Source organism: Pseudomonas sp. TE3910 (assembly GCF_056279025.1).
In genome coordinates, this window is sequence record NZ_JBWBQN010000001.1 from 2255963 (window position 1) to 2272190 (window position 16228).

Below are 16228 nucleotides of genomic sequence, written 5' to 3' on the forward strand. Positions count from 1 at the left end.
ACGATACACCGTAAAAAGGATTAAGAATCGGCCGATACAGCCGGGCCGTTGGAAAGCAAAATGGGCCATGGGTTCCAGCACCTGGTCGACATGACTGGTCACAGGCACGTCGCTAGCACCCGTACAAGTTTCTGGGCACGCGGGTCCATCAACACATAGGGGCCCAGGGTGTTGGTGACAAAGCCAAAGGCAACATCGTATTCAGGGTCGGCAAAGCCAACCGAACCACCCGCTCCCGGGTGCCCGAACGCCCTGCGCCCGAGGCCAAAGGTGGCATTGGGAACGTTTGGTTGATCCAGCATCACGCCCAGGCCGAACCGGGTCTGCGTCAGCAAGGTCAGGTCCTGGCCGATACTGTGCTCGCGGGTCAACTCATCCAGAAGCTCCGCCTCAAGCAGGCTGCCCTCCAGCAAACCGGCATAGAAACCGGCCAGGCTTCTGGCATTGCCATGACCATTGGCCGCTGGCTGCTGCATACGGCGCCACTCTGGCTTGTTGGTGCTGGTGAGCACCGAAGGCGGGTTGGTAAACGCTCGTGTCGATAATGCCTGGGGCTCGCGCATGGTCACTTGCAGCAGGCGCTGGGCCGCTTCATCCCCCATCACACCTTTGCCACGGGCGACGTGAGCAACGCGGTGAAACGCTTCATCGGCCAAGCCGATGTGGAAATCCAGGCCCAATGGCCGTGCGGTACGTGCAACGATTGAGGTACCCGGCTCCCGACCATCAGCGCGGCGAATCAATTCGCCAACCAGCCAACCGAAGGTAATCGCGGCATAGCCATGGGCAGTACCGGGCGTCCACCAGGGGGCTTCGGCGGCAAGGGTATCGACCATTGTCTGCCAGTTGTACAACGCTTCGGCAGGCAGTAATTCACGGATGGCAGGCAGGCCGGCTTGATGGCAAAGCAACTGGCGCAGGGTGATGGCTTCTTTACCTGCCGCTGCGAACTCCGGCCAGTAGCGCGCCACTGGCGCGTCGAGCTGCAACTTGCCCTCACCGACCAGTTGCAGTGCAGTCACGGCAGTAAAGGCCTTGGTGCAGGAGAACACATTGGCGATGGTGTCGCTGTGCCAGGCCTGCTCGCCGTCCTTGTCAGCGCTACCGGCCCAAAGATCGACCACCGTCTCTCCGCCAACCTGAATACACAGCGCTGCGCCGCGCTCCTGAGGATCGTCGAACAAGCCGGCAAAGGCTTCGCGTACCGCTTCGAACTGAAGTTCGTAATGACCCTGAATCTGCACCTGCCGACTCCCTGCACAACCCGTGTTCTAAATGGCGTGCATTGTTCCAGCCTGACGCCGATTTGGGAACAGATAGCTGGCGAATGGTTGCGCGGGACAATACCGCCCAGATCGGCTCCTGCAACAACCGCAGGAGCCGAGAGTTGAACCCTACTTGGCGAGCTGTTCCTGAGCCTGCAGGTTGGCCTTGCGTACGGCACCGATAAAACCCTGGAACGGTACATCGGTAATGCCGACCAGACCAAAGTGACCGTTTTCACCGTCGAGCAAACGTCCGCTGGCAGGCTGGTCCATGTATTGGAACCAGTGCGCGCCAACAATCATAGGCTCGGCCAAAGCGGCCTTGAGGAAGTTCGCATAGGCAGGCCCTCGGTCTTCTTCCCGGGCAACCTCCATTGGCCCGGGCCAAAACGGCCCACGGTCCCGTGAGCCGAACTGAAACTCAGACACCAGTACCGGCTTGTCCAGTGCCTTGAGCTGAGTGAAGTCATAGCCATCTTGAGGCGTGGGTGTGTAGAAATTGAAACTGATCACATCACAGTACTCGGCACAGGCTGCAACCGCCTCCGGACTGCTCACCGCATAGCGGCCGCCCAGCAACAGGTGGTTGGGCGCATGCCAGTTCAACGCGTCGTCGATGGTCTTGAAGTAGGTTTGCGCAAATACCTTCTGGAAATACTGGTAATCCGCTTCTATCTCGGGGTGCTCAGGATTAGGCAGTGGCGCCTCGAATCCCGGGTCTTCCATGAGTTCCCAGGCCGTCAGCTGGATGCCCCAGGCCTTGGACAGCCCCTCCTGGTTGCGGTACTTGTCTCGCAGTTGCTTGAGAAATGCGCGCTTGGCGGCCACGTCCGTAGTCTGGCGCAATGTACCGAACGCCAAGGCATAGCGGGCCTTCGGGTCGTCGCCCGGTGCCGCCCAGGCCAGTTCGTTATCCGCGAAGTATCCGATCAACCACGGATCATCCCGGTGATCACGCGCAGCGATGGCCACTGCGCGCTCGGTCGCCATCGCAAAACGCGGATCAAACGGGTCGGGCATGGCCCCCCACCAGTCCATCCCGGTACTGATACTGCTGTAGTCGCCCACGATGGCCAGCGGCAGGGTGTAAGGCACGCGACCAAGTTGCCCCAAGGCCGGGTCGCTCCAGTTACCCAAGGTGTTGAAGCCCCAGGCCTGCAATCGGTCGAGGGCATGAGACTGCCAGCGCTTGGCATCAAGGCTCACCGCAGGACAGTGACTGGCATCGGCACAGGGCTGGCCGTAGCTGCGCTCAAGGTTGGCAGCATAGAAATCGAACCAACGGCCCTGATCGAACGCGCGACCACGGGAGGAACCATTGCCATCGTGATTGTTCCCTTCACCATAGAGGGACGCCAACCGCTCCTGGCCTTGCGGCAGGCTCGTAAACATCGCCTCACGGCCCTCGACATAGGTACGGCCACCGTCTGCAGCCACGGTGTTGACCCCTAGCGAGTAGAACGGATGCCCTTCAGGTGTGACAAGGTACCAGCGACCGTCGCGCTTCTCGGTACGAAAGAAGCCCTTGGCCTCAAAGGCCAGCCCGCCCTTCCAGCCACCGAAGGTATCTAGCGGCAACTTGGCACGCTCAACCAGCCACCCCTTGAGCTGTTGCTGTTCCTTGGCAGCAGCGCTGCGCAGTTGCTCATCACTGGTCACCTTCTCAGGCCAGCGACCGCGACTGAACTGGCCATAGCCATCGATAATGCCGGCATAAGCGGCCTTTTGCAGTTGATCGTCGTCCTGTGTGCCGAAACGCTCGATGAGCACGCTTTGGACGACATTGGGCTTGGTCATCGACAAGGTCACTGACACCACCTGCGAGAGGTCCAGTTCGCCCGCACTGCTGGTCAGCAACACGCGCTGGCCCTCATGCACCCAGGGCATCGGCGGCCCGGCACGCATGCCCTGGCTCAGCGGTGAACTGGCCTTGAGCGGCACCCATACAGTCTGCGCAGGGCCGGCAGGCAGGTCGATGCGACTGGTAAGGGTCTTGCCATCGCTGCTCTGGAGCGTGACATCCAGCGTCAACGCCCAATCCATTGCACTTTGCAGGCGCAAGGTCATGGCGCTTGCATTTGACCAGTCCCAGGCTCCCGTCTGCGGGCTGAGGCGCAGGCTCGGACGCTGCGCCGGGTTGAAAACCACACGCCGCAGCACCTCGCCTTCCGCCGTTTGCTCTGCATTGTACTGCGGCAAGCTGGCATCCTCGGTCGCGACCTGCACCACGGCGGTCGGACGAACGAAGCTGAACAGCGTCTGTTGCCCGGCCAGAAGCGGCTGAGCGAACAACAGGGCGAATACGGCAGGCAGGGTGCGGTGAAGCATAAGGCTGGAGCTCTCCTTGATGACCCGGGTGGGCCTTGATCTCAGTGATAGACAACGCCCAGGTACATTAAGCTCCGGGCGTCAGGAAATTTCCCGGCGAAACGGTGGCAATGCATTGAGAATAGCCTTGCCATAGCGTTGGGTGACCACGCGACGATCAAGCAGGGTAATGATGCCGCGGTCTTCCTCTGTACGCAGCAGGCGACCACAGGCCTGGATCAGGCGCAAGGACGCATCCGGGACAGCAATCTCCATGAACGGATTACCGCCTCGCGCTTCGATCCATTCGGCCAACGCGGCTTCAACCGGGTCATCGGGTACCGCGAAGGGGATCTTGGCGATGACCACATGCTCGCAGTAGGCCCCCGGCAGGTCGACACCTTCAGCAAAACTGGCCAGGCCAAACAGCACACTGGAATCGCCACCGTCCACCCGCGCCTTGTGCTTGTTCAAGGTTTCCTGCTTGGACAGGTTGCCCTGGATAAACACCTGCTTGCGCCAATCACGGTCCAGGCCATCGAAGACGTCCTGCATCTGTTTACGCGACGAGAACAGCACCAGCGAGCCCCGCGAGCCTTCGACCAACTCAGGCAGGTCGCGGATGATCGCGGCTGTATGTGCAGCCGCATCACGCGGGTCGGCGCGCAAATCAGGCACACGTAGCACGCCTGCGTCGACATGGTGAAACGGGCTCGGCACAACCGCAGTCACAGCGGCCTTGGGTAAACCCGCACGCATGCGGAAACGGTCGAATTTACCCAGGGCTGTCAGGGTAGCGGAAGTAACCAGTGCGCCATGGGCCACGCTCCAGAGGTTGCGCCGGAGCATTTCGGCGGCAAGGATCGGGCTGGCGTTAACCTCAATGTCAAACAATGCGCCGCTTTCAGCCAAGGTCAGCCAACGCGCCATGGGCGGGCTGTCCTCAGGATCTTCGGCGGTAAAGGCAGTCCACAGCTCCCAGTTGCCTTGGGCGCGCATCAACAGGCTGCCGAACAGCGGGTACCACTCTTCAGCCTGATGGCTGGCGATGCCGATGTTCACCTCGCCATCCATACCCTCCTTGAGCAACTCGGTCAGGCGGGTGAACAGGTCGTTCAAGCGCGAAAAGCCTTTCTTCAGCTCGATACCCATTTCCCGCATGTGCTCAGGCACCACGCCTGCCACAAAGCGGTGACGCGGGCGCTCACGGCCCTCCATGTCTTCACCGGCACGGAAATCCGCCAGTTGCTCGCAGGCCGTGAACATGAACTGTTGCTGCGTCTTGATCTCTCGCGCTAGCTCCGGCACCTGTTCGATCAGCTTGCCGAGATCGCCCGGCAGTGGATGCTGGGCCAACAGCTTGGTCAGGTTCTTGGCCGTTTGCTCCAGCCAGTCGGCGGTTGAGCGCAAACGCGTGTAGTGCGCGAAATGGCCAATGGCCTTGTCCGGCAGGTGGTGCCCTTCGTCGAAGACATAAATAGTGTCGCGCGGATCGGGCAGCACTGCACCACCGCCCAGGGCCAGGTCGGCCAGGACCATGTCATGGTTGGTCACGATGACATCGACCTTGCCCATGCCTTCACGGGCCTTGTAGAAGGTACATTGCTGGAAATTCGGGCAATGTCGGCCGGTGCATTGGCTGTGATCAGTGGTCAACCGTGCCCAGTCCTGATCCTCCAGAGCCTGAGGCCAGCTGTCGCGGTCACCGTCCCATTTATTGCCGGCAAGTTTCTCGATCATGCTGGTGAAGAGCTTCTGGCTGGCTTCGTCCACCTCGATCTTGAAGCCTTCTTCCTCGAACAACTGGGCCGTCGCCGACTGTGCATGGCCTTCCTGCAACAGCAGGTCGAGCTTGGACAGGCACAGGTAGCGCCCACGCCCCTTTGCCAGGGCAAAGCTGAAGTTCAGGCCACTGTTGCGCATCAGGTCCGGCAGGTCCTTGAATACGATTTGCTCCTGCAGGGCAACCGTGGCGGTGGCAATCACCAGGCGCTTGCCAGCAGCCTTGGCCGCCGGAATCGAAGCGAGGCTGTAGGCCACGGTTTTACCCGTACCGGTACCGGCCTCGACCGCCACCACCGCAGGGTCGCCGCTGCGTCGTCCCTCGTCGTCGCACTCGATATCGCCCAATACTTTGGCGACTTCGGCAATCATCAGGCGCTGGCCATAGCGCGGTTTGAGGCTCTTGGCTTCGAGAAAACGCGAGTAGGCGCCCTGAATTTGGGATTTGAGTTCGTTGCTGATCATGGTGTCGGGGCGCCCGAAGGGCTGGATATATTTTCAGTGTTTCGATTGGGCCGCTATCATAACCCGCTATTGCCCTTTGCGCTGAACGGAGTTCCTGATGACCGCCTTTGCCATCCCTTATAGCCTGCATGTTCTGGCCGCCCTGGTCTGGGTCGGCGGCATGTTCTTCGCCTGGCTGGTACTGCGCCCGGCCGCTGTTGCCGCCCTGGACGGCCCTGCTCGCCTGCGCCTCTGGGTAGAAGTGTTTCAGCGTTTTTTCGTGTGGGTCTGGATTGCCGTCGCGGTGCTGGTGATCAGCGGCATGGGCATGCTGCACCTGCGCTTTGCCGGTTTTGAAACGGCCCCACGCTATGTACAGGTGATGATTGGCGGCGCTATCGCCATGTTGGCGCTGTTTATTCGTATCCAGACGTTGCTGCTGCCTGCACTGCGCAAGGCCGTGCAGGCTGAAGACTGGTCGGCAGGTGCCGGTGTACTCGGGCGGATTCGTCGACTGGTCGGCGTAAACCTGTTGCTGGGCCTGGCCGTGGTAGCGGTGGCCTCTTCACGTCTGCTGGTGTGATCTCACAAGGCTGATCGGCAGGAGGCGAGCGTGCCAGCGCTACAGACGCTGCGTACGTGCCGCCCCCGCCGAGGGTTTTACAAACGCTTCAGTGTGAAGGCGCCTGCCGCGCCCGCCAAACCGGGCTGCCCTGGTGCGCCAGGTTTGCCGCTTGCGCCGCCTTGGGTACGGTACACAAAGCACCCTTTGCTCGCCCCGCCTTTCCCCGGTTTACCGGCAGCCCCAGCCAGGCCCGGCGCCCCACCATCCACTCGCACCTTGATCTGAGCCTCGGGGTAGCTGGCGGGCAGCGCCAACAGCACACGCCCACCTGCTGCGCCGTCATGGCCATCACCACCGTTCTGGCCGTTCGCCCCGGGTTCAGCCTGCCCCCAGGTACAGCCACCGGCCTTGCCATTGGCCCCATCAAGCCCGACATACCCAGGCGCACCTGCCCCTCCGCGAGCGTCAATCGACAGTTGCGCGGCCTGCAAACGATGCAGGCGCAACTCAAGGTCTCGTCCCGGCATGGCAGCTTTCTCGAATGTCCCGGGGGCACCGTGGGCAAGGATCTGGCTGCCATCCGCCAACTCGGCAGCGCCAGCTTCAATACGTAGCGCCTGCCCAGCCGGTACAACCGCGATCCGCGCCTCTCGGCCCAGGCGCAACGAGCCGACATTCAGTTCAGTCAAACTGGCCGGCAACAGCAAGGTCCCGTAGTCCGCCACATCAAGGCGTTCGAGTTGAACCACGCTGCTTTTGTTGGGCAGACGCAGTACTGAATGCGCTCCGACACTCAGGCTCTCGGCCATTGCCAATGGGCTGACCAATGTCAGCAACACCATGAATTTACGCATGACCTGCCTCCTGGCGCGGTGCCGGTATCGATTGGATGTGGAAAATACCGACAAGCAGGATCTGCAGACGGTCGAACCAACGATGGCTGCGCTCACGCAGAAGACGGTTGAACACCAGCACTTCCAGGACATGCAATGCCAACACTGTCGCCCCAGCGGCGTTGATCAGCAGGTGGAAGGGTTTTTCCGCAGGACTGAGCAGATTCATCAACACCACCCACCAGAACACCACTGTCAAGGCCTTGCCCAGGCCCCAGAACACCTTCATACGCGCCCGCCCCTCTCGACTTGTTCTTTTTATTGGCAATACCAAGACCTCAATCCCTTGGCATCGCCTGCAACAGTAACCCTGCCTCCCGACTTGCGCCAGAGGGTAGCGTCATCGGAAAGGATTCGGTATTCACGTTGATACAGAGACAACGGCAGGCCCACGGCACGTCTTGAGCCGTGGGCCTGATAGAGGCTCAGCGCTCGATCCGGATTTCCACCCGGCGGTTCATGCTGCGGCCATCGTCCGTTTTGTTATCAGCCACTGGCTGACTTTCGCCTGCGCCCCGTACCGATACGAAGCTACTGCGCGGTACGCCGCTTTCAACCAGATAATCGGTCACTGAATAAGCGCGGCGCTCAGACAGTTTCTGGTTGTAGGCATCGCTGCCGACACTGTCGGTATGCCCGGTCACGCTCAGCCTGGCGCCCGGTGCCTCGCTTTTCAGACGACTGGCAACCTTGTCCAGGCGCATTTTATCCGCGGCGGTCAGCTTGGCTGAGTTGAACATGAAGTGGACATCACGAATAACGATCACTTCTTCCTTGACCACTACCGGTTGCTCAACAACCGGTGCAGGTGGACAACCGTTGGCATCGACCTGAACGCCGCGCGGTGTGCCCGGGCACTTGTCGCGGCTGTCCGGCACGCCATCGTGATCTTCGTCACCGTCGCCATTGGCCCAGCAGTAGCCGGCTGCCAGGCCGCCACCGAGCAACGCGCCCCAGCCTGCCCAGCTGGAACTCTCGATTGCACCCAACGCAGCGCCGCCGACGCCTCCGACGGCGGCACACTTAGGCCAGTCGGTTTTTTGCAAACCTGCACAACCAGTCAACACGCTGGTTAGCAGAACCAGAGGTAATGCTGTGCGTACTATGCTCATTTGATGCGTCTCCTCGGGGAATCGGTGCATAACCGATGCTCAGTTGAGTAAAGACCGCACACCCCAACTCCGCCAGCAATAAGCCATGACTCAGTGTAGTCTTGGATTATCTGATTTGAGGACTGCTGATGACCGAGAGTTTTTCCCAACGCACCCCACAGCAGGCATTGGCTGCTCTGCTGGAGCGCCAGGCACCGCAACGCTTGTTGGTCGTAGGCAGCCGTTTCCCGGCTCTGGATGCGTTCGCGCAAGCCCACCCGCAGGCTGAGATTCACGTCACCAATCCTGGCCCCCTCCCCCTTGAACTCGCCTCGCAACGCTTTGATTTGGCACTGTTGGTCGACTGCCTGGAGCATTTGCCCAGACGCCAAGGCCTGGAACTGTTGGGCGGTATCCGAAACCTCAACGCCAGTCGGGTTGCGGTACTGGCCGACCTGCCCGCGTGCGGCTGGAAAGACACCGACTTCTTCGCCCTGGCCCTCCAGGCCAGTGAACGCTTCCAACGCGACGAGCAGGTGCTAAGCCTGTTCACCTATGATCTACGAGAATACAAGCAGGTTCCGGACTGGCTGAATGCCAAGTTCTGGGCCAACCCGCAGAATTTTGGAAAGTACTGGTGGTAGAACAATGAGTGTCACGGTTTGTCCCTGTGGCAGCGGCAACCTGCTGGATGCCTGCTGCGGCCACTATCACGCAGGCTCGCCGGCCCCTGACGCACAGACGTTGATGCGTTCGCGCTATAGCGCCTACGTATTGGGGTTGGTCGATTACCTGGTGGCAACCACCCTGCCCATTCAGCAAGCAGGCCTGGACCGCAACGCCATTGCCGAGTGGAGTACGCAGAGCACCTGGCTGGGGCTGGACGTGGAATCTGCGGAAGTCTTTGGCGGGCAACCGGAACATGCCTTCGTGACCTTCACCGCACGCTGGCATGACAGCACCGGTGAGCACGCCCATCGCGAGCGTTCGGCATTTGTGCAGAACAAGGGTACCTGGTACTTCATCGACCCGACGGTTGGATTGAAAGCCGGGCGCAATGACCCTTGCCCCTGCGCTAGCGGACAGAAGTTCAAGAAGTGCTGTGCCAGCTATCTAGGAAGCTAGCCTGATGCCTATTCGAACCAGCCTCATGCTGATAAGCCTTCTACTATTGAGTGGCTGTGCGAGCTGGTTCGGAACTCCCTACCAAGACCCAGAGGTTCATCTGGTCAAGGTCGAAACCGTCAAGGCACGTCTGCTGCAACAAGAGTTCGTACTGCATTTTCGCATCGACAACCCCAACGATTCACGTCTGCTGGTCAGGGCACTGCGCTACAAGGTGCGGCTGAATGAGCTGACGCTGGCCGAGGGCGAGTCCGACCAGTGGGTCAATGTGGCCGCCCACAGTCACAAGACATTCAAGGTGCCAATAAGGACCAACCTCTGGGAACACCTCAAGGACGTCGTCAAGCTGCTCAAGCATCCTGAACGACCGATCCACTACCGACTGGATGGCGACCTGAGCAGCGGATTTTTCTGGCCACGCAGCCTGCACTTATCACGCAGTGGTGAGATAATTCCCGGAGATTTTATTCCGGAGTAACCGCAATGACCCAGCAACCTCATGTTCATGGCCCCGATTGCAACCACGATCATGACCATCACCACGATCACGACCATGGTCATGTCCATGGCCCGCACTGCAACCACGCGCCTCAAGAGCCTGTACGCAATGCCCTGAAGGACGTTGGCCGTAACGACCCATGCCCATGCGGCAGCAACAAGAAATTCAAGAAGTGCCACGGGGCCTGAGGCCAGCCGTGTAGATCAACGCTGCATCGAGGTCGCACCTTGTGATATCCATAAGGCGACCGCTGCGCCCAAGCGCAGCCTGGCGGCAGCGACATTGTCGCTGCCGAACCCTCGACGGAGCGTGCCATGATCGACCTGTATTACTGGACTACCCCCAATGGCCACAAAATTACCCTGTTTCTTGAGGAAACCGGGCTGCCCTACCGCATTCACCCGATCAACATCGGCAAAGGCGAACAGTTCGCTGCCGACTTCCTGAAGATCGCCCCGAACAACCGTATTCCAGCGATCGTCGACCATGATCCGGCCGACCATCAGGCGCCGCTGTCGCTGTTCGAATCGGGCGCCATCCTGCTGTACCTTGCGGAAAAAACCGGACACTTCCTGCCCAAGGATCTGCGTGGCCGCCAGGAAACCCTGCAATGGCTGTTCTGGCAAATGGGCGGCTTGGGCCCGATGGCCGGCCAGAACCACCACTTCAGCCGGTTCGCGCCCGAAAAAATCCCTTATGCAATCAAACGCTACGTGGATGAAACCGCGCGCTTGTATGGTGTGCTGAACAAACGCCTGGCCGACCGACCGTTCGTCGCTGGAGCCGAGTACAGCATCGCCGACATGGCCATCTACCCGTGGATTGTTTCCCATCAGTGGCAGAGCCAGAACCTTGATGATTTCCCGGCACTCAAGGCCTGGTTCGAGCGCATCAAGGCACGTCCTGCCACACAGCGGGCCTATGCCCTGGTCGAAAAGATCAACCCGCCGCAACCCTGAGTCACAGGCAAGGGGTGCAGCACGTTGAAAATAAAGGCTGTGCCCCCGCTTGCATGGTGTGGTCGCGCTCACTAACGTAGCGCCTTTCCGCCGCCATACCCTGCAGGAGCCTTACCATGGCCTCGCCAGCCTTACCCCCTTTTCTTCCCCGATTCGGCGTTGCCGCAGCGATGCTCGGGCTACTCAGCCTCGGCGGCTGCCAGATGGGCGGCTACCACGACAGCGTACCGCCGACCACGGGTGTACAGCCTCTCAAGGGCCTGGCGCAAAACGTTTCGGTGCGGCGCAATGCCATGGGCATGCCGCTGATCGAGAGCAGCACCTTCCATGACGCACTCTTCACCCTGGGCTATGTGCAGGCCGGCGACCGTATTGGTCAGATGGTTGGCATGCGTCTGCTGGCCCAAGGACGCCTGGCAGAAATGGCCGGCCCAGATGCCTTGGAAGTCGACCGCCTGATGCGTGCGGTCAACCTGAAGCAGAGCGCCAACCAGCTCTACGCCGACGCCTCACCACGCCTCAAACGCTTCTTTGAAGTCTATGCACGCGGGGTCAACGCCTATCTGTTCCGCTACCGCGACAAGTTGCCAGCCCCGTTGGCCCAGACCGGCTACCGTCCGGAGTACTGGAAGCCAGAAGACTCGGCGCTGATTTTCTGCCTCTACAACTTCAGCCAGTCGGTGAACCTGCAGGAAGAACTCGCGGCCTTGGTACTGGCGCAGAAAGTCGGCAGCGACAAACTGGCCTGGCTGCTGCCGAACTATCCGGATGAACCACTTCCACACGCTGAAGCCGATAAACTTGGCGGACTGAACCTGAGCAGCCAACTGCCCAACCTGTCTGCACTCAACGCCGTGAGCCAGCAGTTGGCTGCATTCAACCTGCTCGGCGCCCCCGGCTCCAGCAACTGGGCCATAGCCGCGCCGCATAGCCGCAGTGGCAAGAGCCTGCTGGCCAGTGACAGCCAAGGTGCATGGGCCTTGAGCCCGGTACAAATCCGTGCACCGAAATATCAGGCTGCCGGCTTCACCCTTGCAGGCCTTCCACTGGTCCTGTCTGGATTCAACGGCAAACTGGCCTGGAGCACCAGTGCGGTCATGGGCGATAACCAGGACCTGTTCCTGGAAAAAATCCGCCGTGAAGGGAACCGCCTGTTCTATCAGGTAGACGGCAAATGGCAACCGGCCATGGCCCGTAACGAAACATTCTTCATCAAGGGTCAGCGCCCAATCCGCGAAACCCTGTATGACACCCGTCACGGCGTCCTGCTAAATCCGGCGCAGAATGCAAACCTCGCCCTTGCCTTGCAAACCCCGGCGCTCAAAGGCGACAAGAGCCTCGATGCGTTCTTCGACCTGTCGCGCAAGGCCAACGTCGAAGGCGCCTTTGAGACCAGCCGCGAGATTGGTGCTCCGGCACTGAACCTGGTGTTTGCCGATGCCAGCAATATCGGCTGGCAGGTCACCGGCCACTTCCCCAACCGCCGTGAAGGCCAGGGTCTGTTGCCTTCGCCCGGCTGGGAAGGACGTTACGACTGGGACGGCTATGCCGACCCGATGCTCCATCCCTATGACCAGGACCCGCCTCAGGGCTGGCTGGGCAACGCCAACCAGCGCAGCGTACCGCGCGGTTACGGCATGCAACTGTCCAACACCTGGTACTACCCCGAGCGTGCGGAGCGCCTGGCGCAGATGGCAGCCAACGGCAAACATGACAGCCGTAGCCTGATGACCATGCAGAACGACCAAACCACGCTGTACGCTGCCAAGCTCAAAAGCATGTTCCAGGCACCGGGCATGGCCCAGCCTTTGAAACAGGCTATCGACGCCCTGCCTCAGGATCAACGCGCCAAGGCCCGCGAAGCCTACGACCGCCTGATGGCCTTTGATGGCCGTCTCAGTGCCACCTCGGCTGACGCAGCGCTGTACCAGTTGTTCCTGCAGGAAAGTGCCAAACTGACCTTCCTCGATGAATTGGGCCCGGAGACCGGTGCTGCTTGGCAGGCCTTTATCAGTAACGCCCGGCTTTCCTACTCGGCACAGGCCGATCATTTGCTCGGACGTGACGACAGCCCATTCTGGGATGACCGCAACACCGCGCAGAAAGAGGACAAACCGACGATTCTCGCGCGTAGCCTGGCGGCTGCGATCAACGTCGGTGAGCGCGAAATGGGTAGCGACCACCGTACCTGGCAATGGGGCAAGCTGCATCAGTACCGTTGGCCGATCGCCAGCTTCCATGGCCTGGGCGATACGCTCAACCGTGGGCCGCTGGCCGCTGGCGGAGACCACACCACGCTGAACAGTTCAGCCTATGCCTGGGGGCAGGACTTCAATGCGCGCCTGATGCCGTCCATGCGCATGGTGGTGGATTTCGGCCTGGCCGAACCCCTGCAAGGCATCAGTAGCAGCGGGCAGTCGGGCAACCCAGCCAGCAGCCACTTTGCCGACGGGCTGGATGCCTGGTTCAAAGGCCGCTACGTCAGCTTCCCGATGCAGACACAAAACTTCGAACGTGCCTATGGCAGCAAACGCCTGACCTTGGTGCCGGGTCGATAGCCTCATAACCGCCTTGCGCCCTTGCCCCGATCAAGGGCGCGCCACGGTGCATCCCCCTACAAAGCCGGGGCCAGCTTGGCCTCGGCTTTGCGCCTGATACTCACATCAAAAAACATCAAGGATTGCCCCAATCCTGGGAAAGCGGTCGACGCACGCTATTGAGGCCTGAAAGCAACAGTCAGGCGCTCTCGGTGCGCCTGGCCTCTTACATTGCTCCATTCCTGAGCATTAAAGGTACTACAGTCTCCTTGCGACAGGCCCGGTTCAGCGCCTGCTAAGGCCATGCGCAGATATGGTGCGAAATTTGCTATCACATTGATGTCTCACTTCGGTCGGTAACGGCCGGGACACACTTAAAGCACCCCCTCGGACGCAAGGACAACACAATGAAAAAAGCATGGCTGACGCTTTCCGCACTTGCATTGTGCCTGGCCGCTAACACTGCTATGGCCAAGGAGTACAAGGAGTTGCGCTTCGGCGTCGACCCTTCCTACGCACCGTTTGAATCCAAGGCCGCTGATGGCAGCCTGGTGGGCTTCGATATTGATCTGGGCAATGCTATCTGTGCGGAGTTGAAGGTCAAATGCAAGTGGGTTGAAAGTGACTTCGACGGCATGATTCCGGGCCTCAAGGCCAACAAGTTCGACGGTGTGATCTCGTCGATGACAGTCACGCCCGCTCGAGAAAAAGCGATCGACTTCTCCGATGAACTGTTCTCCGGCCCAACCTCGCTGGTTTTCAAGAAAGGCGCAGGCCTGAGCGCCGACCCGGCCTCACTGGCCGGCAAGACCGTCGGCTATGAACAAGGCACCATTCAGGAAGCCTACGCCAAGGCCGTTCTGGACAAGGCCGGGGTGAAGACCCAGGCCTATCAAAACCAGGATCAGGTTTACGCCGACCTGATCTCTGGACGCCTCGATGCCTCGATCCAGGACATGCTGCAGGCTGAACTGGGCTTCCTGAAAACCCCACAGGGCAGCGGCTATGAAGTCAGCAAGCCCGTCGACAGCGAACTGCTACCGTCCAAGACAGCCATCGGTATCCGCAAAGGTAACAGCGAGCTGCAAAAACTCCTCAACAAAGGTATCAAAGCGTTACACGATGATGGCACCTACGAAAAACTGCAGAAAAAACACTTTGGTGACCTGAACCTGTACAGCGGCAAGTAAGCCGCAGAAGCCGGCCTTGCCAAGGGAGGCTCCTGCGCACTGGCGGTTCAGTGCATACGCCTGAATCGCCAGTGCCGTCGGCTCCTGCACTGCCGAATACTGTTTTTTCACCACGGCCATAGGGTCATGTCATGTTCGAAGACCTGCTGCAGCATCTGGGGCTCTCGGCATTCAGCTTGAAGGGGTTCGGCCCACTGCTGTTAAAAGGCACCTGGATGACCATCAATCTGTCGCTGATGTCACTGCTGGTCAGCGTCGGCCTGGGCCTGCTCGGCGCCAGCGCCAAACTCTCTTCCGTACGCGTGCTACGGATTACCGCTCAGGTCTACACCACACTGATTCGTGGAATACCCGATCTTGTGCTGATGCTGCTGATTTTCTACAGCCTGCAAACCTGGCTGACCAGCCTGACCGAAGCGCTGGAATGGGATTACATCGAGATCGACCCGTTCGCGGCCGGGGTCATCACCTTGGGCTTCATCTATGGCGCCTACTTCACCGAAACATTTCGCGGTGCGATTCTCGCGGTTCCCCGTGGCCAGGTCGAAGCGGCGACAGCCTATGGACTCAAACGCTTCCAGCGCTTTCGCTTTGTGGTCTTTCCGCAAATGATGCGTTATGCATTGCCGGGTATCGGCAACAATTGGATGGTCATGCTCAAGGCCACCGCACTGGTGTCGATCATCGGCCTGGCCGACCTGGTCAAGGCAGCCCAGGACGCCGGCAAGAGTACCTATCAGCTGTTTTACTTCCTGGTGCTGGCGGCGTTGATCTACCTGATGATCACCAGTGCCTCGAACGTTGCCCTGCGCTGGCTTGAACGGCGCTACAACGCAGGTACCCGGGAGGCACTACGATGATCGAACTGCTGCAGGAATACTGGCGTGCTTTTCTCTACACAGACGGCACCCATATCACTGGGCTGGCGATGACGATGTGGCTGCTCTCGGCCTCGCTGCTGATCGGCTTTCTCGTCTCCATTCCCTTGTCGATCGCACGGGTTTCGCGGTCTTTCTGGATCCGCATGCCGGTACAGTTCTACACCTACCTGTTTCGTGGCACCCCGCTATATATCCAACTGCTCATCTGCTACACCGGCATCTACAGCATCGCGGCCGTGCGCGCGCAACCGTTGCTCGACAGTTTCTTTCGCGACGCGATGAACTGCACCATCCTGGCGTTTGCCCTGAATACCTGCGCCTACACCACGGAGATTTTCGCCGGAGCAATCCGCAGCATGGCCCATGGCGAGGTAGAGGCAGCCAAAGCCTATGGCCTGCGCGGCTGGAAACTCTATGCTTACATCATCATGCCGTCGGCCCTTAGGCGCTCGCTGCCGTTCTACAGCAATGAGGTGATCCTGATGCTGCACTCGACCACCGTGGCTTTTACCGCCACGATCCCGGACATCCTCAAGGTCGCCCGCGACGCCAACTCGGCTACATTTCTGACATTTCAGTCGTTCGGTATCGCGGCACTGATCTACCTGAGCGTGACCTTCGCCCTTGTGGGCCTGTTCCGCTTGGCCGAACGACGCTGGCTGGCCTTTCTAGGCCCTGCTCACTAGGACT

General features: G+C 60.1%; 16 protein-coding genes. 10 read left to right on the forward strand and 6 right to left on the reverse strand.

What is annotated here, in order from left to right; all coding sequences use genetic code 11:
- Positions 1 to 98 precede the first annotated feature (98 nt).
- The 3 genes from ACZ9H3_RS10165 to dinG all read right to left on the reverse strand — a co-directional run bounded on the left by ACZ9H3_RS10165 (position 99) and on the right by dinG (position 5819).
- Positions 99 to 1244: a serine hydrolase domain-containing protein gene (locus ACZ9H3_RS10165; RefSeq protein WP_065760430.1), complete on the reverse strand. Its 1146-nt coding sequence runs from the start codon at positions 1242 to 1244 to the stop codon at positions 99 to 101.
- Between the two features lie 150 nt (positions 1245 to 1394).
- Positions 1395 to 3593 carry a beta-galactosidase gene (locus tag ACZ9H3_RS10170; protein WP_476220620.1) on the reverse strand — a complete coding sequence of 733 codons (2199 nt, stop codon included), beginning with the start codon at positions 3591 to 3593 and terminating at the stop codon, positions 1395 to 1397.
- An 81-nt stretch (positions 3594 to 3674) separates the two neighbouring features.
- Entirely contained in the window at positions 3675 to 5819 is a 2145-nt protein-coding gene (dinG, locus tag ACZ9H3_RS10175; RefSeq protein ID WP_065760432.1) for an ATP-dependent DNA helicase DinG, read from the reverse strand.
- 97 nt (positions 5820 to 5916) lie between these two features.
- On the opposite strand from dinG, the gene ACZ9H3_RS10180 reads away from it, so the two are divergent.
- The gene (locus ACZ9H3_RS10180; protein ID WP_330523151.1) at positions 5917 to 6381 is read left to right on the forward strand and encodes a CopD family protein; all 465 of its coding nucleotides are present in this window, start codon (positions 5917 to 5919) and stop codon (positions 6379 to 6381) included.
- Between the two features lie 77 nt (positions 6382 to 6458).
- On the opposite strand, the gene ACZ9H3_RS10185 is transcribed toward ACZ9H3_RS10180, so the two are convergent.
- From ACZ9H3_RS10185 to ACZ9H3_RS10195, 3 genes are all read right to left on the reverse strand, one after another.
- Positions 6459 to 7217: a hypothetical protein gene (locus ACZ9H3_RS10185; protein ID WP_102053381.1), complete on the reverse strand. Its 759-nt coding sequence runs from the start codon at positions 7215 to 7217 to the stop codon at positions 6459 to 6461.
- A complete protein-coding gene (locus ACZ9H3_RS10190) occupies positions 7210 to 7485 on the reverse strand; it encodes a DUF1145 domain-containing protein (protein ID WP_102053382.1) in 276 nt (91 codons plus the stop codon). Before ACZ9H3_RS10190 ends, ACZ9H3_RS10185 begins: the two co-directional genes overlap by 8 nt.
- Positions 7486 to 7681: 196 nt before the next feature.
- Positions 7682 to 8368, reverse strand: a complete 687-nt coding sequence (locus ACZ9H3_RS10195) for a PA1041 family peptidoglycan-binding anchor lipoprotein (RefSeq protein ID WP_102053383.1) — start codon at positions 8366 to 8368, stop codon at positions 7682 to 7684.
- Positions 8369 to 8496: 128 nt separating this feature from the next.
- Here ACZ9H3_RS10195 and ACZ9H3_RS10200 point away from each other — a divergent pair, with 128 nt between their 5' ends.
- The 9 genes from ACZ9H3_RS10200 (at position 8497) to ACZ9H3_RS10240 (ending at position 16224) form a co-directional block, all read left to right on the forward strand.
- Positions 8497 to 8991, forward strand: a complete 495-nt coding sequence (locus ACZ9H3_RS10200; RefSeq protein WP_065760437.1) for a DUF6231 family protein — start codon at positions 8497 to 8499, stop codon at positions 8989 to 8991.
- 4 nt (positions 8992 to 8995) lie between these two features.
- Entirely contained in the window at positions 8996 to 9472 is a 477-nt protein-coding gene (locus ACZ9H3_RS10205; RefSeq protein ID WP_065760438.1) for a YchJ family protein, read from the forward strand.
- Positions 9473 to 9476: 4 nt separating this feature from the next.
- A complete protein-coding gene (locus ACZ9H3_RS10210) occupies positions 9477 to 9950 on the forward strand; it encodes an LEA/WHy family protein (protein ID WP_065760439.1) in 474 nt (157 codons plus the stop codon).
- A gap of 5 nt (positions 9951 to 9955) precedes the next feature.
- Positions 9956 to 10159: an SEC-C metal-binding domain-containing protein gene (locus ACZ9H3_RS10215; protein ID WP_083199829.1), complete on the forward strand. Its 204-nt coding sequence runs from the start codon at positions 9956 to 9958 to the stop codon at positions 10157 to 10159.
- Positions 10160 to 10285: 126 nt separating this feature from the next.
- Positions 10286 to 10930, forward strand: coding sequence for a glutathione binding-like protein (locus tag ACZ9H3_RS10220; RefSeq protein ID WP_330523154.1), 645 nt, complete (start codon positions 10286 to 10288; stop codon positions 10928 to 10930).
- 116 nt (positions 10931 to 11046) lie between these two features.
- Positions 11047 to 13488: a penicillin acylase family protein gene (locus ACZ9H3_RS10225; protein WP_476220626.1), complete on the forward strand. Its 2442-nt coding sequence runs from the start codon at positions 11047 to 11049 to the stop codon at positions 13486 to 13488.
- Positions 13489 to 13874: 386 nt separating this feature from the next.
- A complete protein-coding gene (locus ACZ9H3_RS10230) occupies positions 13875 to 14657 on the forward strand; it encodes a transporter substrate-binding domain-containing protein (RefSeq protein ID WP_102053386.1) in 783 nt (260 codons plus the stop codon).
- Positions 14658 to 14788: 131 nt separating this feature from the next.
- The gene (locus ACZ9H3_RS10235; protein WP_065760443.1) at positions 14789 to 15517 is read left to right on the forward strand and encodes an ABC transporter permease; all 729 of its coding nucleotides are present in this window, start codon (positions 14789 to 14791) and stop codon (positions 15515 to 15517) included.
- Positions 15514 to 16224 carry an ABC transporter permease gene (locus ACZ9H3_RS10240; RefSeq protein ID WP_065760444.1) on the forward strand — a complete coding sequence of 237 codons (711 nt, stop codon included), beginning with the start codon at positions 15514 to 15516 and terminating at the stop codon, positions 16222 to 16224. Before ACZ9H3_RS10235 ends, ACZ9H3_RS10240 begins: the two co-directional genes overlap by 4 nt.
- Positions 16225 to 16228: the final 4 nt, after the last annotated feature.